We start from the raw sequence: 22,526 nt of genomic DNA, 5'->3' as shown, positions 1-22,526 counted from the left end.
CGCCCCGCAACCCGCTACACATCGCTAGCCGCCTCCGAGCAACCGCAGCAGTGCCCACAGAAAGCGGCAGACCATCACGATCAGCTCCCAGAGCAGCACCAGTTGTTGCCAGAGCCCCGCTACGGCGCTCTCGCCCAGCATGCCTTCGATCATCGTGCTCCCATAGCGGGCCCTCATCACCCTCGTCCGGCCCGCGCCACGATCATAGCCCCTCAAGGCCGGTTCACGCTCAAGTCCGCACATTACAGGCCGTTAACAACCCTGAGAGCCCGGCGTTCGCTTGCACGACCGGGCCCGGCCTTGGTCGGCCCGCCGCGCGGTGCAGCAATGAGCCGCGGCGCGCACGATCGATCGCGTCCCATGGTAGGAGACACCCGATGTCACGTTTGCGTTTGCGCCTGCGCGGCCCTCGCCGTGCAGGCAGATCGGCTGGAATCGTCGGCGACATTGCCACCCAGGCCGGCCGCCTGGGCATTGAAATCTGCGATGTGTCCGGCCACGTCGACGAAGTCGCCGCGCGCGTCCAGCACCAGGCCGCCGTCTGTCACGCGTTGCGCGAATCGGCCGCCCATACGCTGGCCGGCAATCACCAGATCGCCGCCGCGGCGCGCGCGATGCGCGAAGTCAGCACCGGCACGGCGGCCACCGTGCAGTCGTCTCAGCAAACTATCGACGCCTCGCTTGCCGACATTCACGGCCTGGTGGAAGGCGTCACGGTCATCGAAAGCCAGATCGGCGCGCTCAAGAGCGCGCTGGCTCACGTCTCCAAAGTCTCCGAGGAGATTTCGCAGATCGCGCGTCAAACCCAGCTGCTCGCCCTGAACGCCGCCATCGAAGCCGCGCGCGCAGGCGAGTCGGGCAAGAGCTTCGCGGTCGTGGCCGCCGAGGTCAAGAACCTCTCCGCGAAAACGGCACAGGCCACCGGGCAGATCGAACAGACGCTCGCCCAACTCACGAAGCAGACGGAGCAGTTGATCGTCGAGGGCGCGGTGAACACCGAGCGCGCGCATCGCGTGCGCGCCAGCACGCATACGATCGGCGAGGCCGTGCAAAGCACGGGCGCCGCCATCACGCAACTCGACGAACACGCCGGGCAGATCGCCCAGCTCACCGGCGAGATCGAGGCGAAGTGCGACGGGCTCGAAGCGCAGGTAAAGGAAATGGCGGATGGCGTCGAGGATTCGAGCCGCAACTTCGCGCAGGCAAAGGATCAGTTAGGACGACTACTCGATGTATCGGAAACGCTGATCGAGCTTTCGGCCGCAACGGGCGTCGAAACCGGGGACACGCGTTTCATCGAAGCCGTGCAGCGCGCCGCCGCCCAGGTCGGCAAGCTCTTCGAAGCGGGGCTTGCGCGCGGCGATCTTAGCGAAGCGGATCTGTTCGACAGCACCTATGTGCCGGTGCCGGACACACACCCGCAGCAGCACGTCACACGCTTCACCGCGTTCACCGACCGCGTGCTGCCGGCGATCCTGGAGCCGCTGCTGGCTTTCGACGAACGCGTGGCGTTCTGCGTGGCGATCGATCCGCGCGGCTACATCCCCACGCACAACCGCAAGTTTTCGCAGCCGCAGGGCAACGACCCGGTCTGGAATGCAGCGAACTGCCGCAACCGCCGCCTGTTCGGCGACCGCACCGGCGTGGGCGCCGGCTCGCATACGAAGCCGTTCCTGCTGCAAACCTACCGCCGCGACATGGGCGGCGGCCACTTTGCGATGATGAAGGACGCCTCCGCGCCCATCTTCGTCAACGGTCGGCATTGGGGCGGTTTCCGCATGGGTTATCGCCTCTGACAAGCCCACGCGAAAAAACGAACGGCGCGCGGCAGACTCTGCCCGCGCGCCGTATGGCGAGGTTGTGGGCGCCGAGGCTCAGACCGCCATGGCCATGCGCCTGCGCTCGGCGCGCTGCATGAAGTAGTTGCCGAAGATCACGCCTATCGTCACCACGAGAATGAAGAGCGTTGCGAGCGCGTTCATCTCCGGATTCAGGCCGAGGCGCACGCGCGAGAACACCACGAGCGGCAGCGTCGTCGAGCCGGGGCCCGAGAGGAACGCGGAGAGCACGAGGTCGTCGATCGAGAGCGTGAACGACAGCAGCCAGCCGGCAGCCAGCGCCTGCGAAATGAGCGGCAGCGTGATCGTGAAAAACACCTTGAGCGGGGTGGCGCCGAGGTCGAGCGCAGCCTCTTCGAGCGACGGATTGAGGTCGCGCACGCGCGACTGCACGATGATCGCCACGTACGAGATACAGAGCATCACGTGGCCGATCCAGATCGTAAACACGCCGCGCCCCGCGGGCCAGCCGAGCAGCTTACCCATTTCCACGAAGAGCAGCAGCAGCGAAATGCCCTGAATCACTTCGGGGATCACGAGCGGCGCGTTGATCATGCCCGTATAGAGCGCGAAGCCGCGAAAGCGCCCCATGCGCGCGAGCACGTAACCCGCCCACGTGCCGATCACCACCGAGGCGAACGCCGTCATCAGCCCGATGCGCAGCGAGAGCCACGCCGCCGTGATGAGTTCGTCGTCGGTGGAGAGCGCCTGATACCACTTCGTCGAAAAACGCGTCCACACCGTCACGAGTTGCGACTCGTTGAACGAATACACGACCAGGCTGACGATCGGGATATAGAGGAACGCAAAGCCCAGGCCCAGTGCGATGAACTGCAGAACGCGATTGGGTTTCATCGTCCGCGGCCCTCCAGTTCCTTCGCCTGGAAGTGCTGGAACAGCGCCATCGGCACGAGCAGCAGCAGCACCATCGCGCAGGTCACGGCGGACGCCATCGGCCAGTCGGCGTTGTCGAAGAACTCGTTCCACATGACGCGGCCGATCATCAGCGTATCCGCGCCGCCCAGCAGTTCAGGGATCACGTACTCGCCCACCGCCGGAATGAACACCAGCAGGCAGCCCGCGATAATGCCGTTCTTCGACAGCGGCAGCGTGATCTCGAGAAACGCGCGCCACGGCTTCGCGCCGAGGTCGTAGGCGGCTTCGAGCAGCGTGAGGTCCATCTTCACGAGGTGCGCGTAGAGCGGCATCACGAGAAACGGCAGGTACGAATAGACCATGCCGATATAGACGGCCGTGTTCGTGTGATAAAGCTCGATGGGCGTGTGTATCACCCCGATCGACATCAGGAAATTATTCAGCAGTCCGTTGTTCTTGAGGATGCCGATCCACGCATACACGCGAATCAGGAACGACGTCCAGAACGGCAGCATCACCCCCATCATGAGGATGTTGCGCGTGGCCGGGTTCGAGCGCGCGATGTAATACGCCATTGGATAGCCGATCAGGAGGCACAGGAGCGTCGAGATCGCCGCCACTTCCACCGAATTCACATAGGTGGCGAAGTACAGGCTGTCCTGGAACAGGAACGCGTAGTGCGAGAGATCGAGCGAGACGTGCAGCACGCCGTCGGCGAGCGAGGTGAGCTCCGTGTACGGCGGAATGCCGAGCTGCTGGTCCGCGAAGCTGATCTTCACCACGAGGATGAAGGGCACGAGGAAGAACAGCACCAGCCAGAAGAACGGCCCCGCCACCACGGCCGTGCGGCCGGTCAGGTTGAAGCGCGCGACCGGCCAGTTGACGATTTTCTTCAGCGTCGCGCTCATGACGTCAGCACCACGCCGGCCGAGGCGCTCCAGCGCACGTAGACTTCGTCGCCCCAGGCCGGCGAATCGATTTCGGAAATCGCGAGGCTCGAAACGTTCGCGACCACGGTCTTGCCCGAGTCGAGCTTGACGTGATAAAGCGAGTAACCGCCCATGTAGGCCACGTTCATGACCACGCCGTGCCCCCAGTTGAAGGCGCCCTCGGGCGGCTTGCGCGTGAGCGCGATGCGCTCCGGGCGCACCGAGATCGTGACCGGCATGCCGAGCGGGCCGCTGATGCCGTGGCTCACGTAAAGGCGCACGGACAGGTCCGGCGACTCCACGTAGACGTGATCGGGCTCGTCCTCGACCACGGCGCCATCGAAGAGATTGGTCGAGCCGATGAACTCCGCCGAAAACCGGCTGTTCGGGTACTCGTACACCTCGTTGGGGGTGCCGAGCTGGACGATCTCGCCTTCGCTCATTACGGCGAGGCGCCCGGCCATCGTCATCGCCTCTTCCTGGTCGTGCGTGACCATGATGCAGGTGACGCCGACCTTGTCGAGAATGTTGACGAGCTCGATCTGCGTGCGCTGGCGAATCTGCTTGTCGAGTGCCGACATCGGCTCGTCGAGCAGCAGCAGCTTGGGCCGCTTGACGAGCGAGCGGGCCAGCGCGACGCGCTGCTGCTGGCCGCCCGAGAGCTGGTGCGGCTTGCGCTTCGCGTAACGCGACATCTGCACGAGTTCGAGCGCCGCGGCCACGCGCTCCTGCAGTTCGCCCTTCTTCACGCCTTCCTGGCGCAGCCCGAAACCGACGTTCGATTCGACCGTCATGTGCGGGAAAAGCGCATAGGACTGGAACATCATGTTGACCGGCCGACGATACGGCGGCAACGTGGCGAGGTCCTCGCCGTCGATCAGGATCTTGCCCGACGTGATGCTCTCGAGGCCGGCCAGCATGCGCAGCAACGTGGACTTGCCGCAGCCCGAGCTGCCGAGCAGCGCGAACAGCTCGCCCTTCCTCACCGACAGGTTGACGCCCTTGACGGCCGCCGTTTCGCCGAACTTCTTGACGACGTCGACGACCTGCACGAAGTTGTCCGCGGCGGGATCCGCAGCGGTAAAGCCCGAAGGCAGCACGCCGGCGGCCGCCGGTGCGCTCGACTGGTCACTCATGATTCTCTCTGCCCTGCCAGGTCATTGGACGGAGTTGACGAACAAAGCCCCCGGCAAGCTGCCGGGGGCTCGGGTAACACATGGGTTGCGCACCGTTTCGCTTTAGCGGCCCGATTTGAATTCGGTCCACAGGCGCGTCTGCAGGCGCTGGATCTCAGGCGGCAGCGGCTTGAGCAGGAACAACGTCTTCAGGACCTCGGGCGGCGGATAGACGGCCGGGTCGTTCGCGATGTCCTTGTTCACGTACTTGCGCGCTTCCGCGTTGGCGCTCGGGTAATAGACGGCGTTCGTGATCGCGGCGTGGACCTGCGGCGTCTCGATGTAGTTGATCCACTCGAGCGCGGCTTCCTTGTGCTGCGCATCCTTCGGAATCGCCATCACGTCGAACCAGATCGGCGCCCCGCCCTTCGGGATGTAGTACTCGATCTTGTAAGGCTTCTTCGCGTCGATCGCGCGATGCTTGGCGATCACGACGTCGCCCGACCAGCCGTAGGCGAAGCAGATGTCGCCGCCTGCGAGGTCGTTGATGTAGCCCGACGAGTTGAACTGCGTGATGTACGGGCGGATCTTCTTCATCATCGTGAGCGCGGCACGATAGTCGTCCGGATTGGTCGACATCGGGTCACGGCCCATGTAATGCAGCGCGGCGGCGAACATCTGGTCCGGCGCGTCGAGCACCGAAACGCCGCAGGCCTTCAGTTTCGAGAGGTACTCGGGCTTGAAGAGGACGTCCCAGTTGTCGAGCGGCACGTCCTTGCCCAGCAGTTGCTGCGCCTTCGTCACGTTATAGGCGAGACCGGTCGTGCCGTAGGCCCAGGGCACCACGAACTTGTTGCCCGGATCCGCGCCGGCGATCAGCGACATCAGTTGCGGATCGAGGTACTTGAGGTTGGGAAGCTTCGATTTGTCGAGCGGCGCGAAGATGCCGGCGGCGATCTGCTTGCCCGCGTAGTTGCTGGTCGGTACGACGATGTCATAGCCCGAATTGCCCGCGAGGAGCTTGGCCTGCAGCGTGTCGTCGCTGTCGTAGTTGTCGTACTTGACCTTGATGCCGGTTTGCTTCTGGAAGTTCGGAATCGTGTCGGTGGCGATGTAGTCGGACCAGTTGTATACGTTCAGTTGCGTATCTTTCGCCACCGCCGTCAACCACGGCGCGGCGCACAGCGCCAGCGCAGCCAGTCGTGTCACCACCTGTCTTTTCATTCCGTTCTCCGTCCGGGCCGGTTCCTGCCGGCCGCCTGCCTTGCGATATGCCGCGCGCTGCGCGGCTCCCCCAAACTTTACGAAACCTACCATCAAACATGTCGGACGACAAAAAAAACGCCGGCCTGTAGCACAAACGGAACAGCCGCGGGGCGCGGGCGTCGTCCAGCCGTCCTATAGCGACAATAAATCGCGCGCAATTTTAGCCGGTTCTGCGCGCGTGTCCACCAAAAAAACCCGACATGCCGTTTTCGGGCGACACGCGCGCCGGCGCAGGTCCTACGCACGCCACGGCATCCGTCTGCGGCAAGCCGGACAAGGACGTGCCGCCAGTGCCGCACGCTCCCTTTCAAATCGCCGTGACTGCCGCCGCATCCGGGCTCATGCGCCACGCATGGCACGCGCGAGCGAGCGCCGGCCAGACTTCCAGCACCGCCAGTGGGGATGTCCAGGGTCGGCCGACGGAATCGGCTACCATAGCGGGGTTTCTATCCGCGAACCGGCCGGGCACCCTGCCCGCCGCCGCGCCCAAGGCACTTTCGATGGCATCCAACCTTCACGACCTCCCCGACAGCCCCTGCATCGGCGTCTGCTCGACGCTCTTCGACGAAGTCTGCAAAGGCTGCGGCCGCACGGCCATGGAAGTCTCCAACTGGGTCTTCCTGAGCGACGAGGAAAAGCGCGCGGTCTGGGCGCGCATCGAGCGCGAAGGCACGGCCATGCGCTTCCAGAAAGACCGCGCCTGACGCGCTCCCGCTCTCAATGAAAAAAGCGCCGGTTCGCAAAGAACCCGCGCTTGTCTGCGTCCGGCGACCGTTCCGCGGTTCGTGCCTCAGAAGCGCATGCCGACGCCCACGCCCACGATCAGCGGATCGATGTAAAGCGTCCCGATCGACGAGCCGTTGAGCGAGGCGCCGGTGCGCATCCAGATCTTCTTGATGTCCGCGTTGACGAACACGTTCTTCGCCACGTCCACGTCGATGCCGGCCTGCAGCGCCGGCCCCCAGCTGTGGTTGTCGATCGAGACGGGTGCATCGCCCGCGTGCAGGCCGTTGTTGTAGAAGAGCGTATAGTTCACGCCCGCGCCGACATACGGACGCACCTTGCCCGCGTGGTTGAAGTGATATTGCAGCAGCAGCGTGGGCGGCAGCACGCCGACACCGCCCAGCGCCCCGATGCTCGAGGTGACCTGGTTGCGCGACGTGCCGAGTATCAGCTCGACGCCGATGCTGTCGGTGGCCATATAGGTGAAGTCGAGCTCCGGCACGACGGTGTTGTTGACGCCGGCGTTGAGCACGTTGAGCGTGCCGTTCGAACCGACCTGCGGCATGATGCTGATCGCGCGCAGCCGCACGAGCCAGTCGCCGGCGTAAATGCCGCTGTCGGGCGTGACCGATGGTGCGCCGGCTGCGCTGGCCGGCGCCGCCGCGAAGGCCGCGCCCAGCACGAGGGCGGCGGCCGCCGCGATAGTCTTGATCTTGCGTAGCATGGCGATATCCCCGTTTTATGTTGCGTCTCGTTAGTAAGACTGATCAATTATCGAGATGGGGATAGCTCGCAGCGTTGACGGCGATCAAGCCAGCGCAAACGCCGCGCGGTGTGCGACCGCGGGTCGCGCAATACCCGTCAAAAGCAGCTCCAGAAGATCCCTCACGCTGCGGATGGCGTTGCCGAACGGCAACGCTTCGCGGCCGCGAAAGAACAGCCCGTTCACCACGTCGCCGCGCAACGCCGCCGCAAGACGCGTGTCGATGCAGAAGTGGCCGAACTTCTCGATGCCGTCGCGCAGGCCGCACATCGAGAGGCATTCGAGCCCGGTGGGGCAAGGCAGCTTGAGCGAGCCGATCTTCGCGCGCACGCGCGACTCGTTGCGCAGATAGCGCTCGAGCCAAGGCGTCCTGACCGCGCGTGCGGGCAGCCCCGTCACGCTCACGAATTCGACGATGTCTTCCGGCTTCGCGTCGGCGAGGACACGCTTGAAGTTCGGATGCGCGTCGCCCTCTTCCGTCACGGCGAACGGCGTGCCCGCCTGCACGCCGTCGGCACCCGCTTCGAGCCACCGACGCACGGCCGCGTGACTGTTGATGCCGCCTGCCACGATCAGCGGAACGTCGGCGCGGGTAATGCCGAGCGACGCATAGGTGCCATTCAGTTCTTCGAGCACGGCCTCGAACGAAAAGCGCGCGTTGCCCATGTCCGCGATGTCGGTCACGCCCAGGTGGCCGCCCGCGTAGGCGGGATGCTCGATCACGATGGCATCGGGCAGGCGCCCCTTCTTCATCCACTTCTTGAGCACGAGGGCCACGCCGCGTGCGTCAGAGAGAATCGGGATCAGCGCGATCTCCACGCCTTGCGTGAGATCGGGCAAATCGAGCGGCAGGCCCGCGCCCATCACGATCGCGTCAGCGCCGTGCTCGCAGGCCGCACGCACGTAATCGGCGTGCGCGCTGACCGCCTTCATGACGTTGACCGCGATCATGCCGTTGCCGCCGCTCAGCTTGCGCGCCGCCGCGATCTCGCGGCCCAGTGCGATGAGATTCACGCGCTCCAGCGTGTCGTGGCCGGGATGACTGCGGCATTCGGCGAGCAGATCGGTGTGATGGTGGCGCAGGTCGATGCTGGCAAGGGTGCCGAGCGCACCTTCCCGGGCAACGCTGCCCGCAAGGCGATGCGCCGAGATGCCGACGCCCATGCCGCCCTGTACGACGGGCAGGAGCCGGCGGCCTCGAATCACAAGTGGCGCGAACGAATGGGTAGGAAACATGGTGAGCCGCGTTGTCGATAAGAAAACGACAATGGTCGCGCGGCTCCCGCGGAGGGTCTTGTCTTATATCAATAAAAAATGCGGACGCCCGCAAAGGCATCCGCATTCATGATGTCGATCAACACGGCGCGCGATGGTCTTCGCTTCGCCGTGCGCGATAGTGACTCAGGCCTTCGGCGGCTTGAACTGCATCGACTTGTACTCGAGGTACTCTTCGAGCCCGTACGTGCCGTTTTCGCGGCCGTGGCCCGACTGCTTGAAGCCGCCGAACGGCGCGGCCATGTTCCACGTGCCCCCGTTGATGTCGATCTGGCCCGTGCGGATGCGGCGCGCCACGCGCATCGCGCGCTCGTCGCTGCCGGCCCAGACGGCGCCGCCGAGCCCATAGAGCGAATCGTTGGCGATGGCGACCGCGTCGTCCTCGTCCTTCGCCGTGATGATCGTGAGGACCGGCCCGAAGATTTCCTCCTGCGCAATGGCTGCATCGCGCGGCACGCGGCCGAACACGGTCGGCTTCACGAAGAAGCCCTTCGAGATGCCTTCGGGCAGGCCGGTGCCGCCCGTCACGAGTTCGGCGCCGTCGGCAATGCCGCGTTCGATATAGTGCTGCACGCGCTGCTGCTGCACGGCCGAGGCAAGCGGGCCGAGCTTCGTTTTCTCGTCGCGCGGGTCGCCCACCGTGTAGGCTTCGGCGGCTTCCTTCGCGAGTGCGCGCGCTTCCTCGTAGCGCGACTCCGGCACGATCATGCGCGTATGCGCCGAGCAGGTCTGCCCCGAGTTCAGAAAGCATGCGCCTACGGTGCCCTTCACGGCAGCTGCGAAGTCGGCGTCGTCGAGCACCACCGAGGCCGACTTGCCGCCCAACTCCAGCGCCACGCGCTTGACTGTCGCGGCGGCCACCTCGGACACGCGCTTGCCCGCGCGCGTCGAGCCCGTGAACGACACCATATCGATCTCGGGATGACGCGCCATGAGTTCGCCCACCACCGGGCCGTAGCCGCTCACGAGATTGAACACGCCAGCGGGCAGCCCCGCTTCGTGAATCGCTTCGGCCAGCACGAACGCGTTGAGCGGCGCGATCTCGGAAGGCTTGAGCACGACGGTGCAGCCGGCCGCGAGTGCCGCGGCGACCTTGAGCGTGATCTGGTTGAGGGGGTAGTTCCACGGCGTGATCGCGGCGACCACGCCCACCGGCTCGCGCACGACGAGCGAATTGCCCACGCGCTCCTCGTACTGGAACTCGCTCGCGAGCTTCGCATAGGCGCCCCAGTTGTACACCGGGCCGCCCACCTGGATGGCGCGGGCGAGCTTGAGCGGCATGCCCACTTCGCCCGCGATCAGTTGCGCGAGTTCGTCGGTGCGGACCTTGAGGTTGTCGGTGATCTTTTGCAGATACGCACCGCGTTCGGCCGCGGGCGTGGCGGCCCAGCGGTCGAAGGCGGCGCGCGCGGCGGCGATGGCCGCTTCGGCATCGGCTTCGTTGCCTTCGGGGATGCGGCCCATGACGGCCTCGGTGCCCGAATCGTAGACGTCGATCGTGCCCTTGCCCGAAGGCGCGACCCACTGGCCGTTGATGTAAAGCTGCTCGTAGTGTTTCATGCGTGTTCCTCCTGTCTCGTGCCAAGCTTCGTGTTCTGTGCCTCAGCGCGCCGGCGCTGTCGGGATCCTGCATTCTAGCGTGGTTGACGTAAGCGTAAGGCACAACCGGGCGTGCAAAAACAAAACGGGCGACGCATCTGCGCCGCCCGTCTTTCGCTTCATGACCCGCTACCGGTCAACCGAGGCTCAATGCAACCCCTGGCTCGCGAGGAAGTCCTCGTAATTGCCGCTGTAGTCGTTGATCGTCCCATCGGTCTTCACTTCGATGATGCGGTTCGCCAGGCCGTTCACGAACTCCCGGTCGTGCGAGACGAAAATCAGCGTGCCATCGAACTTCTCCAGCGCGATCTGCAGCGACTCGATCGACTCCATGTCCATGTGGTTGGTCGGCTCGTCCATCAGCAGGACGTTGTGGCGGCCCAGCATCAGCTTGCCCCAGATCATGCGGCCCTTCTCGCCGCCGGAGAGCACCTTCACCGACTTGCGGATGTCGTCGGCATTGAAGAGCAGACGGCCCAGCGTGCCGCGCACCGACTGCTCGTCGTCGCCTTCCTGGCGGTACTGGTCGATCCAGTCCATCAGCGTGACGTCGGCCGGAAATTCTTCGTAAGTGTCCTGCGGCATGTAGCCGATGTTCGCGTTCTCGGCCCACTTCACCGAACCGTTGTCGACCGCCAGATTGCCCAGCAGCGAACGCAGCAGCGTGGTCTTGCCCGCGCCGTTCTCGCCGATGATCGCGATGCGCTCGCCCGGCTGCACGCTGATGCTGAATTTATTGAAAATCTTGCGCTCGTACGTCTTCGTGATCTCTTCGGCCACCACGACGATGTTGTGCAGCTTCTTCTCGAACTCGAAGCGGATGAACGGGTTCTGGCGCGACGAAGGCTTGAATTCCTCGATCTTGATCTTGTCGATCATCTTCAGGCGGCTGGTCGCCTGGCGCGCCTTCGACTTGTTCGCCGAGAAGCGGCGCACGAAGTCCTGCAGGTCGGCCACGCGCTCCTTCGCCTTGGCGTTGGCCGCGGCCTGGCGCTCGCGCGCCTGCGCCGAAGCGAGCATGTAGTCGTCGTAGTTGCCCGGGTAGACCTTCAGCGTGCCGTAGTCCATGTCCGCCATGTGCGTGCAGACCTGGTTCAGGAAGTGTCGATCGTGGGAGATGATAATCATCGTCGAGTTGTACTCGTTAAGAATATCTTCCAGCCAGCGGATCGAGTTGATGTCGAGGTTGTTGGTCGGTTCGTCGAGCAGCAGCACGTCCGGCTTCGAGAACAGCGCCTGCGCGAGCAGCACGCGCAGCTTCCAGCCCGGCGCCACGGCGTTCATCGGGCCCTGATGGAATTCGGTGCCGATGCCGATGCCGAGCAGCAGTTCGCCCGCGCGCGCTTCGGCCGTGTAGCCGTCGTATTCCGCGAACTTCGTTTCGAGGTCGGCGGCTTTCATGTAGTCGTCGTCGGTGGCCTCGGGGTTCGCGTAGATGGCGTCGCGCTCGGTCATCGCGGCCCACATTTCCGTGTGGCCCATCATGACGACGTCGAGCACGCGCACGTCCTCATAGGCGAACTGGTCCTGGCGCAGCTTGCCCAGACGCACGTTCGGTTCGAGGATGACGTTGCCCGACGACTGTTCGAGGTCGCCGCCCAGGATCTTCATGAACGTGGACTTGCCGCAACCGTTCGCGCCGATCAGGCCATAGCGGTTGCCTTCGCCGAATTTGACCGAGATGTTCTCGAACAAGGGCTTCGGCCCGAATTGCATGGTGATGTTGGCGGTAGAGAGCACAGCGCGTCCCGGAAAATGGATCGGAGAAAAACCTGTAATTTTATCAGGTTATGTCAGTTCGCGGGCGAGCGCCAGACGACGGCGGAGGCAGCCCGCAGGTGCGGTTGGGGACGGATCGTGGGGCCCGCCGAGACCAGCCTTGAACGAGCAAGGGGGTATTTCTCCGGGCTTACGCGCCGTCCGGTTGACCGCTACGTGCAGTCTGCAGCACGTCGATGAACCCTGAAAGATCGGCCTGAGCGAATCCCATCGCCGCACCCAGCCGCAAGAGCTGCTGGACCGTGCCCGAAACCGGCATGGGCGTGCCGGTCTGCTGCGCGGCGGCCGCGACCGTATCGACATCTTTCTGAAAGGTCTTGAGCGCGCCGATGGGCGCGAGTCCGTCCTGCGTCATGCGCGGCACAAAGGTACGCAGCAACACCGAGTCGGCCCAGCCGCCGGCGAGCGCCTCGGGCAGCTTCGCGGCGTCGATGCCGCTGCGGCGCGCGAGGCTCACCGCCTCGGCGATGGCGGCGACCGTCGCCGTGACGATCGCCTGATTGCACAGCTTGGTGGTCTGCCCCGCGCCCACGGCGCCCATGTGCGTGACGCGCGCGGCGTACGCCGCGAGGATCGGCGCGACGGCGGCGACGTCCGCAGCGGCGCCGCCCGCCATGATCGCGAGCGTGCCCGCCTGCGCGCCGCCCACGCCGCCCGAAACCGGCGCATCGACCCAGCCGACACCGAGCGCCGCCGCCCGTTGGGCAAGCGCGCGCGTAGCGTCGGGAGGAATGCTCGAATGATCGACGATGCAGCGCACGCGCGGCGGCCGGGCCGCGGCGGCACGCTCGTCGAGCAATCCCTCTTCACCGAACACCACGGACTCGACCGCCGCCGCATCGGCGACGCACAGCAGCACGATGTCGGCGCTCTGCGCCAGCTCGCGCGGCGTGGCCGCAACCTGCGCGCCGTCGGCGACCAGCGCCTCGGCCTTCTCGCGCGTGCGGTTCCACACGCGCACCGCGTGGCCGGCGCGCAGCAGATGGCGGATCATCGGCCCGCCCATCAGCCCCGGCCCGCAAAATCCCAGTTTCCGGCTCTCCGTCATTCGTCGTCTCCATAACGCTTACCGCCGCACGGGCGGCAGGGAGCGCCATGATACCGGCCCGCGATTGCCTATACTCGACTGATGCACAGTTGAAGGCCCCGCTAATCAGCCGAATTCCCGCCTGCCGATCGAGAGGAGACCGCGCCATGAGCGACCACGTGTACAAGCAGATCGAACTCACCGGATCGTCCACGATATCGAGCGACGACGCCATTCGCTGCGCCATCGCGCGCGCGTCGAAAACGCTGCGGAACCTGCACTGGTTCGAGGTCACGGAAACACGCGGCCTGATCGAGGAGGACCAGATCACGCGCTGGCAGGTGACGATCAAGGTCGGCCTGCGTATCGACGATTGAGTGCGCGGCGGTTTGGGTCATCGCCGCCGCACCGCCATAATCGGAACTCGGGAAACGCAAACGGCCGCGCGGGCCCGAAGGCTTCCGCGCGGCCGCTTGCTGCGCGCCGCGCCGCCTTCCCGGCCGGCCGCGCGCAGGAACGTTCGCGTGCTTATTTCGGCAGCGAGCCGTCCACGCCTTCCACGTACCAGTTCAGGCGTTGCAGTTCCGGGTCGGTCAGCGTCTTGCCGGCCGGCACCTTCACGGCGCCCGTCTGATCCTTGATCGGGCCCGTGAAGACATCCCACTTGCCGCTCGCGATCGCGTCGCGCTTCGCGGAGACGGCCTTCACGGCGTCGGCGGGCAGCTCGGACGTGTTCACGTCGCCCAGATCGACGGCCTTTTGCGGGATGCCCCACCACACCGGATCGTTCTTCCACTTGCCGTCCAGCACCTGCTGGATCGCGGCGACGTAATACACGCCCCAGTTCGCCTCGACCGAGCCCAGATGCGCGTGCGGGCCGAACTTCTGCATGTTCGAATCCCAGCCGAATGCGTGCACGTGCTTTTCTTCGGCCGTTGCGAGCGTCGCGCTGGAGTCGGTGTTCTGCAGCAGCACGTCGGCGCCCTGCCCGATCAGCGTTTCGGCCGCCTGCTTTTCCTTGCCCGGATCGAACCAGCTGTTGATCCAGATGACCTTGGTGTGGACCTTCGGATTCACCGAACGCGCGCCGAGCGTGTACGCGTTGATGTTGCGCACCACCTCGGGAATCGGCACCGAGGCCACGAAGCCGAGCGTGTTGGTCTTCGTCGCATAACCCGCCGCGACGCCCGCGAGGTACGCGCCCTGGTACATGCGCACGTCATAGGTGCCGAAGTTCGGCGCCTTCTTGTAGCCGGTCGCGTGCAGGAACACCGTATCCGGGAAGTCCTTCGCGACCTTCAGTTCGAAGTCCTGATAGCCGAAGCTCGAACCGAAGATGATCTTGTTGCCCTTGCTCGCCAGATCGCGGAACACGCGTTCGGAGTCGGCCGATTCGGGCACGTTCTCGATACGCGTGATCTTGATCTTGTCGCCGAACTTCGCCTCGGCCATCTTGGAGCCCTGATCGTGCGCATAGGTCCAGCCGGCATCGCCCGGATTGCCGAGATAGACGAACGCGACACCCGGCACGTCGGCGGCCTGCGCCGGCGCGACGAGCGCGGCCGAAGCGCACGCGGCGGCAACGGCGAAGGCGGTCAGGATGGTTTTTTGCATCGTGGATCTCCTGTCGTGAATGGGAATGGTGCGATTCTTCAACGGCGTTTCGGCAGGTCCCTGCGGGCCCGCCTCGTGGTCGGTCAGGTGCACATGGAGGGCCGCTTATGGGCGGCTCCTCCAAACAGGGGGTCATCCAAGGGGCTCATCCAGGCGGCCCCACCTAGGCGGCCCCAAAGAACGGTTTGCCGAGCGAGGCCGGCGCATTCAGGCGGATCGTGTTCGGGTTGCGCGAGATCAGCACGAGCACGACGACGGTGGCGACATACGGCAGCATGGCGAGGAACTGCGTCGGCACCGGCACGCCCACGGCCTGCGCGTAGAACTGCAAGCCCGTGACCGCACCGAACAGGAGCGCGCCGATCAGCAGGCGCCCCGGGCGCCACGTCGCGAACACCACGAGCGCCAGCGCGATCCAGCCGCGCCCGGCCGTGATCTGCTCCTGCCAGAGGTGCAGCTGCACGATCGAGTAGTACGCGCCGGCCAGCCCCGACATCGCGCCGCCGAACAGCGTCGCGCCATAGCGCACGCCGATCACCGGAAAGCCCACCGAGTGCGCAACCTGCGGCGACTCGCCCACCGAGCGCAGCACGAGCCCGGCACGCGTGCGGTAGAGAAACCAGCCGACCACGGCGAACATGACGAACGCGAGGTAATCGACAGGCGTGTTGTTAAAGAGCGCCGGGCCGAGCACGGGCAGTTGCGAGAGCCCCGGAACCGGCCACGCCGCAATGGTCGCCGAGGTGGCGGCCGACGTATACGGCTTGCCCACGTAAGCCGAGAGACCCACGCCGAAGATCGTGAGCGAAAGGCCCGTGGCGACCTGGTTGGCGAGCATCGTGAGCGTGAGGAAGCCGAACAGCAGCGCCATCGCCATGCCGGCCGCGATCCCCGCGAGCAGGCCGAGCCACGGATTGCCCGTGATGGTCGTCGCCGCGTAGCCGGTGACGGCGCCCATCAGCATCATCCCTTCCACGCCGAGATTGAGCACGCCCGACTTCTCGGTGACGAGTTCGCCCACGCCCGCGAACATGAGCGGGATGGCGGCGGTGACGGCGCTCGAGGCGAGCGAACCGGCTTGCTGGATATCCATGTCCGTTATGCCTGAATGTGTTGTGCCTGAAGCAGAAGTCAGTGGCCCGCCGCAACGCGATGGCGGCGGCGCACGCGGTAATTCACGAAGAGATCGGCGCCCAGCAGGCAGAAGAGCAGCAAGCCCTGGAACACGCCCGAGAGCGCCTGCGGCAGTTGCAGCGAGGTCTGCACCGCTTCGCCGCCGAGGTACAGGAGCGCCATCAGGAGGCTTGCGAGCACGATCCCGAACGGATGCAGCCGCCCCACGAACACGACGATGATCGCCGTGAAGCCGTAGCCCGGCGACCATGTGGCCTGGAGCTGGCCGATCGGACCGGCGATCTCGCCCATGCCCGCGAGACCCGCGAGGCCGCCGGAGAGCAGCAGCGAGATCCAGATCGTCTTCTTCTCCGAGAAGCCCGCGTAGCGCGCAGCGAGCGGCGCGAGCCCGCCCACGCTCATGCGGTAGCCCGCGAAGCTGCGGCGCATGAAGAGCCAGACGAGCGGCACGGCCGCGACGGTAAGGAAAATCGACGCGTTCAGGCGTGTGCCGCGCAGCCAGTGGATGCGCCAGTCGCCGCCGAAGGTCGGATAGAGCGCGTCGCCGCCGAACATTTCGGAGAGCGGAAAATTCATCCCGTTCGGGTCGCGCCACGGGCCGCTCACGAGCCAGATCAGCAACTGCGTGGCGACGTAGGTGAGCATCAGGCTCGTGAGGATTTCGTTCGTGTTGAAGCGGCTCTTGAGCCACGCCGGAATCGCGGCCCAGGCCATGCCGCCCAGCACGCCCGCGAGCATCATCAGGAACAGGATCCACCCGCCCGTGGACTGGTCGAAGTAGATCGCCACGCCGCTCGCCGCAATGCCGCCCAGCACCATCTGCCCTTCCGCGCCGATGTTCCAGACGTTCGCGCGATAGCCGGCCGCGAGGCCGAGCGCGATGAGGCACAGCGGCGACGCCTTGAGCAGCAGCTCCGACCAGCCGTTGACGGTCGAAAGCGGCTCGACGAAGAACGCGTACATGGCCTGCGCGGGATCGCGCCCGACGAGGCCGAAGATCAGGAAGCCGATTGCGAGCGTGAGCAGCGCGGCAATCAGCGGCACGGCGATGCGCACCGTGCGGGACGGCGCCGTGCGGGCTTCGAGTCGATACGGAAAGATCATGGTGATGAGGTCGGTGCGGGTATCGTTGTTCGGTGCTGCCGGTTCGTTGCGGCCTGTCGCGCCTGAGTGCCTGAATGCTTGACTAAACGGCGCCTGCATGATGCCTGTTAGCGCACCCCGTGGCGGTTGCGTTCGCCGCGCGTCACACGTGGGCCGCGGGGCCGGGCGCCGCCGGTTCCGCGGGAGGCGCGCCGTCGCCGGCTTGGCCCCCGCGGTCGCCGAAGAGGCCCGCCATCCAGCGGCCAATCTCCTCGGCGTTGGTCTCGCCGGTGAGGCGCGCGGGCGAGAGCCGCCCGCCCGCGAGCACCGCGATGCGGTCACAGATGTCGAAGAGCTCTTCGAGCTCCTCGGAGATCACGAGAATCGCCACGCCGCGCGCCGAAAGATCGAGCAGTTGCTGCCGGATAAATGCGGCCGCACCGACATCGACGCCCCAGGTGGGCTGCGCGACCACGAGCACCCTGGGCGCCTGCAGGATCTCGCGTCCGACGATGAACTTCTGCAGGTTGCCGCCCGAGAGGCTTTGAGCCAGCGCATCGGGGCCGCCGCAGCGCACGTCGAAGGCACCGATGCAGCGCTCGGCAAAGGCGCGCATCGCGCCGGTCCTGAGCCAGCCCGAGCGCACCATGCCATCGCGATACGCGGTCAGGAGCGCGTTCTCCGAAAGCGACATGGCCGGCACCGCACCGCGACCGAGGCGCTCCTCGGGCACGAACGCGAAACCCAGCTTGCGCCGCGCGCCGGCGGAAAGCCGCCCGGCGGTCTTGCCGCAGATCGTCACGGCGTCGGCCGCCACGCCGTGACGCGCGACCTGTGCCTCGCCGGACAGCGCCGCGAGCAGTTCCGCCTGGCCGTTGCCCGAGACTCCCGCAATGCCGAGAATCTCGCCCGCGTGCACGCCGAACGAGACGTCGGAGAGCGAGGTGCCGAACGGATCGTCGCTCGGCATCGAGAGATGCTTCACTTCGAGCAGCACGTCGCCCGGCGTATGGGTGCGGCGCGTGTAGTCGGGCAGCTCGTGGCCCACCATCAGGCGCGCGAGCGAAGCGTGCGTCTCGTCGCGCGGAATCACGTTGCCGGTCACCTTGCCGCCGCGCAGCACGGTCGCCGTGTCGCAGAGCTCCTGGATCTCGTCGAGCTTGTGGCTGATATAGAGAATGCTGCAGCCTTCGGCGGCCAGCCGGCGCAGCGTGCCGAAAAGCTTGCGCACGGCCTGCGGCGTGAGCACCGAAGTGGGCTCGTCCATGATGAGCAGGCGCGGGTTCTGCAAGAGGCAGCGCACGATCTCCACGCGCTGGCGCTCGCCCACCGTGAGGCTATGCACATGACGCTGCGGATCGACGTCGAGCCCGTACTGCGACGACACTTCGCGGATGCGCTTCGCGAGCGTCTTGAGATCGAACGGCTCGTCGAGCGAGAGCGCGATGTTCTCGCCCACGGTCAGCGTTTCGAAGAGGGAGAAGTGCTGGAACACCATGCCGATGCCGAGCTTGCGCGCGGCGGCCGGGCTCGCGATCTCCACGCGCTGCCCCTCCCAGCGGATCTCGCCGGCGTCGGGCCGCACCGCGCCATACACGATCTTCATGAGGGTGCTCTTGCCCGCGCCGTTCTCGCCGAGCAAGGCATGGATCTCGCCGGGCAGGACCGTCAGCGTGACGTCGTCGTTCGCGCGCACGGCGGGATACTGCTTCGTGATGCCCGAGAGCGCAAGACGCGGTACGGCGCCGCCCATGCCCGCCGTCTGCCGCGCCGTTTGCCCTGTAGAAGATTCGCCCATGGAGGCTCCGCCCGTAGTACGTTATTACGCTATCGCTGATACGTGTTCTATGCCCGCGAAGCCGCTTCAGGCTTCGGTCCACCGCTGGGCGCCACCGCGCGGGGGTGACAATACCCGTTAGCCGCGTGGGAGTCGAGCCGACAAAAATCCCTGCAGACGGCGCGCCACCGGCCTTCTCGGGAAAGCCTCCCTTGACGGACTTTTTCATTCATATTAAAAACCATATACCCACAAAGCCCAACGATCAGCCAGAACATATAATCCGGAGAGTTCATGAGTCAGCAACGCGAGGCGATCGACACGTACTTATTGCGCGTCTTGCACACCCTCTTGATGGAGCGCAGCGTGACGCGCGCCGCCGTCAAGCTCAACCAGTCGCAACCGGCCATCAGCGCGGCGCTGCGCCGCCTGCGCGATATCACCGGCGACCCGCTGCTCGTGCGCGGCAAGTCCGGCATGGTGCCCACCGAATACGGCCTGCGCCTGCTCGAACCGGTGCAGAACGCGCTGCGCGAGATCGAGCGGATTCGCTTCCAGCAGCACAATTTCGACCCCGCGACCTCCATCCGCTGCTACCGGATCGGCTGCCCCGACTATCTGAACGTCCTGTTCGTGCCGACCGTGGTCGAGCGCTTTCGCCAGGCCGCGCCCAACGCCACGCTCGAGTTCCATTCGCTCGGCCCGGCTTTCGACTACGAGCTCGCGCTCGAAGAAGGCAAGCTCGACATCGTCATCGGCAACTGGCCCGAGCCGCCCGAACAACTGCACCTCTCGAACCTGTTCGTCGACCAGATCGTCTGCCTGATGAGCAACACGCACCCGTTCGCCAAGCGCGGCGGGCTCACGCTCGACCAGTATCTCAACGCGCCGCACCTCGCGCCCACGCCCTACTCGGTCGGCCAGCGCGGCGCCATCGACGTGCATCTCGCGCGCGAGCGCCTCAAGCGCCATGTGGTCGTCACGCTGCCGTACTTCAATCTCGCGCCCTACGTGCTCATCAAGTCGGACCTCGTGTTCACGACCACGCGCCTCTTCGCCGACCACTATGCGCGCTTTCTGCCGCTCACGGTCGTGCCCGCGCCGCTCGATTTCCCGCCGATGCAGTACTACCAGCTGTGGCATGAACGTTGTCATTACTCGGACGAAGTACGCTGGTTGCGCGGCCTCGTCGCCGAAGCGACCAGGACGCTGATCGACAAACCCTGATCTTCCTGCGTCACGGGCGACCGGGCGGCAAGGCCCCCGGTCGCTTTTTCAGGCGCTATCCCTTTTCACTCAGCGCGCCGACTGCACAAGCTGCCCCGCGAGCCGGTTGTGCCGCTCGATGACCGGGCCGAGCTCCACCGTCTGCAGCACGCCCTCCTTCGCCACGATCCGCCCGTCGATCACCGATAGCGCGACCTGCGACGGCGCGCAGAACACGAGCGCCGCCACGGGGTCGTGCAGACCGCCCGCGAACGAAGGCTGGCGCAGATCGAACGCGACGAAGTCCGCCGCCATGCCCGGTGCGAGCGCGCCGATATCGTCGCGGCCCAGCACCTGCGCGCCGCCGAGCGTCGCGATCTCCAGCGCCTCGCGCGCCGTCATCGCATCGGGGCCGAAACCCACGCGCGCGAGCAGCATGGCCTGGCGCGCTTCGGCCACCATCTGCGCGCCGTCGTTCGACGCCGAGCCGTCGACGCCCAAACCCACCGGCACGCCGGCCAGACGCATCTTCTTGACGGGCGCGATGCCGGACGCGAGCCGCATGTTCGAGCACGGGCAATGCGCGACGCCCGTGCCGGTGCGCCCGAAAAGACCGATGCCGTGCTCGTCGAGCTGAACGCAGTGCGCATGCCAGACGTCGCGCCCCACCCAGCCCAGGTCTTCGGCGTATTCGGCCGGCGTCATGCCGAACTTCTCGCGGCTGTAGGCGATGTCGTTGACGTTCTCGGCCAGGTGCGTGTGCATCGACACGCCGTAGTGCCGGGCGAGCGTCGCCGACTCGCGCATCAGGTCGCGGCTCACCGAGAACGGCGAGCACGGCGCCACCACGACGCGCAGCATCGCGTAACGGCCCTCGTCGTGGTAGGTCTCGATGAGACGCTGGGTGTCGGCGAGGATCGCGTCTTCGTTTTCGACCACCGAATCGGGCGGCAGTCCGCCGTCCTTCTGCCCCACGCTCATGCTGCCCCGGGCCGCGTGAAAGCGCATGCCGATCTGCTGCGCGGCGCGGATGCTGTCGTCGAGCCGGCTGCCGTTCGGATAGATGTAAAGGTGGTCGCTCGAAGTCGTGCAACCCGAGAGCAGCAGTTCCGCCATCGCCGTGAGCGTCGAGACCTCGATCATCTCCGGCGTGAGATTCGCCCAGACCTTGTAGAGATTCGTGAGCCAGCCGAAGAGCTCAGCGTCCTGCGCGGCCGGCACGGCGCGCGTGAGGCTCTGGTACATGTGATGGTGCGTGTTGACGAGCCCCGGCATCACCAGATGCCCGCTCATGTCGAGCACTTCGTCGGCGGTGGCGGGCAGTTCCTCGGCCGTGCCCACGGCGACAATGCGGTTGCCCTCCACATAGAGGCCACCGCCGCGGATCTCGCGCCGCGCGCCGTCCATCGTCACCAGCACATCGGCATGCTTCACCAGCAGCGTCCTGCCGCGGCTAGTCTCGAGTGTGCGTTGCATGTGTCTGTTCGCTCCAAAATCGTGCCGCGGCGCAAGGTGGCTGCCGGCGGCGTGTGAATCAGACGTCCGTGCCGCACACGCCGGCCCGTCGGGATGCCCCGGTGCCGACGCGTCCATGGCATGGACGCCGCTGGCCCGGTTACCCGGCATGACCGCCGTCTTCGGGACGCGCAGCACGTGCTGCGCATGTCCGTTACCTTCTGCGGTCAAAATTACGCTGGCAATTCATGCGCCTGCGATACCCGGATTCAGTACGCCAATATAAAGGTCTGATTTTGGCGCCGGTACGATGGGAAAAACCGCTTTCCGGCGCGAGGGAACCAGGGCGAACCCGCCCCCGGAAGCGGCCGGCGGTAGCGGAAAGCGCCTTGAAACGGCGCTGCGGCAAGGCTCTCATGCTGCGGGCATTATCTTTCCTATCGGTCGCCCGCTTGTGCCCCGATCGTTCTTAAAATGCGGTCACGGCGCTCGCTTCGATCCGCCGACGGGTATGTAGCCACTGCTGATGTGGAGCCTCGATCCGCCGCCATGCTTCATGGGATCGGGCTACCGCTGAAATTTCGCGCTTTTATCACAAGCAAGACACAAGGAAACTGCGAATGGGCAAGCTCACCACCCATGTGCTCGACACCGCCAACGGCCGTCCCGGCAACGGCATCAAGGTCGAACTCTTCGCGCTCTCGGGCGATACGCGCCGTGCGCTGAAAACCGTCACGACGAACCACGACGGCCGCTGCGACGAGCCCCTGCTCGACGGCGCGGCGCTCGCCACGGGCGAGTACGAACTCGTGTTCCACGCGGGCGATTACTTCGCCGCGCTCGGCACGAAAGTGCCCGAACCGCGCTTCGTCGATCGCGTGGTGCTGCGCTTCGGCATTGCGGACACGGCTGCGCATTACCACGTGCCGCTGCTGGTCTCGCCGTGGTCGTACAGCACGTACCGCGGCAGCTGATCGGGTCACGGCGTCCGGCAACCCGGCCCGGCAGCACCCGCAAACCAACAATAATTCCCGGACTTTCAGGCCCGGCGGCGCTTCTCTTCGACG

At 65.8% G+C, this 22,526-nt stretch carries 20 protein-coding genes; 5 read left to right on the top strand and 15 right to left on the bottom strand.

What is annotated here, in order from left to right; translation table 11 throughout:
• Nucleotides 1-24 precede the first annotated feature (24 nt).
• Entirely contained in the window at nucleotides 25-177 is a 153-nt protein-coding gene (locus U5760_RS00490) for a hypothetical protein (RefSeq protein ID WP_322010049.1), read from the bottom strand.
• Nucleotides 178-377: 200 nt separating this feature from the next.
• Here U5760_RS00490 and U5760_RS00485 point away from each other — a divergent pair, with 200 nt between their 5' ends.
• The gene (locus U5760_RS00485; RefSeq protein ID WP_322008817.1) at nucleotides 378-1,796 is read left to right on the top strand and encodes a methyl-accepting chemotaxis protein; all 1,419 of its coding nucleotides are present in this window, start codon (nucleotides 378-380) and stop codon (nucleotides 1,794-1,796) included.
• Between the two features lie 78 nt (nucleotides 1,797-1,874).
• On the opposite strand, the gene U5760_RS00480 is transcribed toward U5760_RS00485, so the two are convergent.
• The 4 genes from U5760_RS00480 to U5760_RS00465 form a co-directional block, all read right to left on the bottom strand.
• Nucleotides 1,875-2,693: an ABC transporter permease subunit gene (locus tag U5760_RS00480; protein WP_322008816.1), complete on the bottom strand. Its 819-nt coding sequence runs from the start codon at nucleotides 2,691-2,693 to the stop codon at nucleotides 1,875-1,877.
• A complete protein-coding gene (locus U5760_RS00475; RefSeq protein WP_322008814.1) occupies nucleotides 2,690-3,622 on the bottom strand; it encodes an ABC transporter permease subunit in 933 nt (310 codons plus the stop codon). The genes U5760_RS00480 and U5760_RS00475 overlap by 4 nt, the downstream gene beginning before the upstream one ends.
• Nucleotides 3,619-4,779 carry an ABC transporter ATP-binding protein gene (locus U5760_RS00470; RefSeq protein WP_415914013.1) on the bottom strand — a complete coding sequence of 387 codons (1,161 nt, stop codon included), beginning with the start codon at nucleotides 4,777-4,779 and terminating at the stop codon, nucleotides 3,619-3,621. The genes U5760_RS00475 and U5760_RS00470 overlap by 4 nt, the downstream gene beginning before the upstream one ends.
• 102 nt (nucleotides 4,780-4,881) lie before the next feature.
• Nucleotides 4,882-5,982 (bottom strand): polyamine ABC transporter substrate-binding protein, encoded by a 1,101-nt coding sequence (locus U5760_RS00465; RefSeq protein ID WP_322008813.1) that lies wholly within the window; start codon nucleotides 5,980-5,982, stop codon nucleotides 4,882-4,884.
• A 542-nt stretch (nucleotides 5,983-6,524) separates the two neighbouring features.
• Here U5760_RS00465 and U5760_RS00460 point away from each other — a divergent pair.
• Complete coding sequence (locus tag U5760_RS00460; protein ID WP_322008812.1) at nucleotides 6,525-6,728, top strand: DUF1289 domain-containing protein; 204 nt, start codon at nucleotides 6,525-6,527, stop codon at nucleotides 6,726-6,728.
• An 86-nt stretch (nucleotides 6,729-6,814) separates the two neighbouring features.
• Here the strand turns inward: U5760_RS00460 and U5760_RS00455 are convergent, their stop codons facing one another.
• The 5 genes from U5760_RS00455 to U5760_RS00435 form a co-directional block, all read right to left on the bottom strand.
• Nucleotides 6,815-7,471 carry an OmpW/AlkL family protein gene (locus tag U5760_RS00455; RefSeq protein ID WP_322008810.1) on the bottom strand — a complete coding sequence of 219 codons (657 nt, stop codon included), beginning with the start codon at nucleotides 7,469-7,471 and terminating at the stop codon, nucleotides 6,815-6,817.
• A gap of 84 nt (nucleotides 7,472-7,555) precedes the next feature.
• Nucleotides 7,556-8,746 carry a nitronate monooxygenase family protein gene (locus U5760_RS00450; protein WP_322008808.1) on the bottom strand — a complete coding sequence of 397 codons (1,191 nt, stop codon included), beginning with the start codon at nucleotides 8,744-8,746 and terminating at the stop codon, nucleotides 7,556-7,558.
• A 165-nt stretch (nucleotides 8,747-8,911) separates the two neighbouring features.
• Nucleotides 8,912-10,345, bottom strand: coding sequence for an aldehyde dehydrogenase family protein (locus tag U5760_RS00445; protein WP_322008806.1), 1,434 nt, complete (start codon nucleotides 10,343-10,345; stop codon nucleotides 8,912-8,914).
• A gap of 186 nt (nucleotides 10,346-10,531) precedes the next feature.
• Nucleotides 10,532-12,124, bottom strand: a complete 1,593-nt coding sequence (locus U5760_RS00440) for an ABC-F family ATPase (RefSeq protein ID WP_322008804.1) — start codon at nucleotides 12,122-12,124, stop codon at nucleotides 10,532-10,534.
• A 169-nt stretch (nucleotides 12,125-12,293) separates the two neighbouring features.
• Nucleotides 12,294-13,211, bottom strand: coding sequence for an NAD(P)-dependent oxidoreductase (locus tag U5760_RS00435; protein WP_322008802.1), 918 nt, complete (start codon nucleotides 13,209-13,211; stop codon nucleotides 12,294-12,296).
• 146 nt (nucleotides 13,212-13,357) lie between these two features.
• On the opposite strand from U5760_RS00435, the gene U5760_RS00430 reads away from it, so the two are divergent.
• Entirely contained in the window at nucleotides 13,358-13,567 is a 210-nt protein-coding gene (locus U5760_RS00430; RefSeq protein ID WP_322008800.1) for a dodecin, read from the top strand.
• 151 nt (nucleotides 13,568-13,718) lie between these two features.
• On the opposite strand, the gene U5760_RS00425 is transcribed toward U5760_RS00430, so the two are convergent.
• The 4 genes from U5760_RS00425 to U5760_RS00410 all read right to left on the bottom strand — a co-directional run bounded on the left by U5760_RS00425 (nucleotide 13,719) and on the right by U5760_RS00410 (nucleotide 18,819).
• Complete coding sequence (locus U5760_RS00425) at nucleotides 13,719-14,804, bottom strand: BMP family ABC transporter substrate-binding protein (protein ID WP_322008798.1); 1,086 nt, start codon at nucleotides 14,802-14,804, stop codon at nucleotides 13,719-13,721.
• 163 nt (nucleotides 14,805-14,967) lie between these two features.
• Nucleotides 14,968-15,897: an ABC transporter permease gene (locus U5760_RS00420; protein ID WP_322008797.1), complete on the bottom strand. Its 930-nt coding sequence runs from the start codon at nucleotides 15,895-15,897 to the stop codon at nucleotides 14,968-14,970.
• 38 nt (nucleotides 15,898-15,935) lie between these two features.
• Nucleotides 15,936-17,042 (bottom strand): ABC transporter permease, encoded by a 1,107-nt coding sequence (locus U5760_RS00415; protein WP_322008796.1) that lies wholly within the window; start codon nucleotides 17,040-17,042, stop codon nucleotides 15,936-15,938.
• Nucleotides 17,043-17,184: 142 nt separating this feature from the next.
• Entirely contained in the window at nucleotides 17,185-18,819 is a 1,635-nt protein-coding gene (locus tag U5760_RS00410) for an ABC transporter ATP-binding protein (RefSeq protein WP_322008795.1), read from the bottom strand.
• Between the two features lie 273 nt (nucleotides 18,820-19,092).
• Between U5760_RS00410 and U5760_RS00405 the strand changes: the two genes are divergently transcribed.
• The gene (locus tag U5760_RS00405; RefSeq protein WP_322008794.1) at nucleotides 19,093-20,025 is read left to right on the top strand and encodes a LysR substrate-binding domain-containing protein; all 933 of its coding nucleotides are present in this window, start codon (nucleotides 19,093-19,095) and stop codon (nucleotides 20,023-20,025) included.
• A gap of 69 nt (nucleotides 20,026-20,094) precedes the next feature.
• On the opposite strand, the gene U5760_RS00400 is transcribed toward U5760_RS00405, so the two are convergent.
• A complete protein-coding gene (locus tag U5760_RS00400; RefSeq protein WP_322008793.1) occupies nucleotides 20,095-21,480 on the bottom strand; it encodes an 8-oxoguanine deaminase in 1,386 nt (461 codons plus the stop codon).
• Between the two features lie 599 nt (nucleotides 21,481-22,079).
• On the opposite strand from U5760_RS00400, the gene uraH reads away from it, so the two are divergent.
• Nucleotides 22,080-22,433 carry a hydroxyisourate hydrolase gene (uraH, locus tag U5760_RS00395; RefSeq protein WP_322008792.1) on the top strand — a complete coding sequence of 118 codons (354 nt, stop codon included), beginning with the start codon at nucleotides 22,080-22,082 and terminating at the stop codon, nucleotides 22,431-22,433.
• Nucleotides 22,434-22,526: the final 93 nt, after the last annotated feature.

It is taken from the genome of Paraburkholderia sp. J12, from assembly GCF_905220215.1.
In the GTDB taxonomy this organism is placed as follows: Bacteria; Pseudomonadota; Gammaproteobacteria; order Burkholderiales; family Burkholderiaceae; genus Paraburkholderia.
This window is presented reverse-complemented; position numbering and strand designations above follow the sequence as displayed.

What these genes read in the sequence shown, in the direction of transcription:
- U5760_RS00490 (WP_322010049.1), bottom strand. Translation starts at nt 177, where the DNA reads ATGAGGGCCCGCTATGGGAGCACGATGATCGAAGGCATGCTGGGCGAG.
- U5760_RS00485 (WP_322008817.1), top strand. Translation starts at nt 378, where the DNA reads ATGTCACGTTTGCGTTTGCGCCTGCGCGGCCCTCGCCGTGCAGGCAGA.
- U5760_RS00480 (WP_322008816.1), bottom strand. Translation starts at nt 2,693, where the DNA reads ATGAAACCCAATCGCGTTCTGCAGTTCATCGCACTGGGCCTGGGCTTT.
- U5760_RS00475 (WP_322008814.1), bottom strand. Translation starts at nt 3,622, where the DNA reads ATGAGCGCGACGCTGAAGAAAATCGTCAACTGGCCGGTCGCGCGCTTC.
- U5760_RS00470 (WP_415914013.1), bottom strand. Translation starts at nt 4,779, where the DNA reads ATGAGTGACCAGTCGAGCGCACCGGCGGCCGCCGGCGTGCTGCCTTCG.
- U5760_RS00465 (WP_322008813.1), bottom strand. Translation starts at nt 5,982, where the DNA reads ATGAAAAGACAGGTGGTGACACGACTGGCTGCGCTGGCGCTGTGCGCC.
- U5760_RS00460 (WP_322008812.1), top strand. Translation starts at nt 6,525, where the DNA reads ATGGCATCCAACCTTCACGACCTCCCCGACAGCCCCTGCATCGGCGTC.
- U5760_RS00455 (WP_322008810.1), bottom strand. Translation starts at nt 7,471, where the DNA reads ATGCTACGCAAGATCAAGACTATCGCGGCGGCCGCCGCCCTCGTGCTG.
- U5760_RS00450 (WP_322008808.1), bottom strand. Translation starts at nt 8,746, where the DNA reads ATGTTTCCTACCCATTCGTTCGCGCCACTTGTGATTCGAGGCCGCCGG.
- U5760_RS00445 (WP_322008806.1), bottom strand. Translation starts at nt 10,345, where the DNA reads ATGAAACACTACGAGCAGCTTTACATCAACGGCCAGTGGGTCGCGCCT.
- U5760_RS00435 (WP_322008802.1), bottom strand. Translation starts at nt 13,211, where the DNA reads ATGACGGAGAGCCGGAAACTGGGATTTTGCGGGCCGGGGCTGATGGGC.
- U5760_RS00430 (WP_322008800.1), top strand. Translation starts at nt 13,358, where the DNA reads ATGAGCGACCACGTGTACAAGCAGATCGAACTCACCGGATCGTCCACG.
- U5760_RS00425 (WP_322008798.1), bottom strand. Translation starts at nt 14,804, where the DNA reads ATGCAAAAAACCATCCTGACCGCCTTCGCCGTTGCCGCCGCGTGCGCT.
- U5760_RS00420 (WP_322008797.1), bottom strand. Translation starts at nt 15,897, where the DNA reads ATGGATATCCAGCAAGCCGGTTCGCTCGCCTCGAGCGCCGTCACCGCC.
- U5760_RS00415 (WP_322008796.1), bottom strand. Translation starts at nt 17,042, where the DNA reads ATGATCTTTCCGTATCGACTCGAAGCCCGCACGGCGCCGTCCCGCACG.
- U5760_RS00410 (WP_322008795.1), bottom strand. Translation starts at nt 18,819, where the DNA reads ATGGGCGAATCTTCTACAGGGCAAACGGCGCGGCAGACGGCGGGCATG.
- U5760_RS00405 (WP_322008794.1), top strand. Translation starts at nt 19,093, where the DNA reads ATGAGTCAGCAACGCGAGGCGATCGACACGTACTTATTGCGCGTCTTG.
- U5760_RS00400 (WP_322008793.1), bottom strand. Translation starts at nt 21,480, where the DNA reads ATGCAACGCACACTCGAGACTAGCCGCGGCAGGACGCTGCTGGTGAAG.
- uraH (WP_322008792.1), top strand. Translation starts at nt 22,080, where the DNA reads ATGGGCAAGCTCACCACCCATGTGCTCGACACCGCCAACGGCCGTCCC.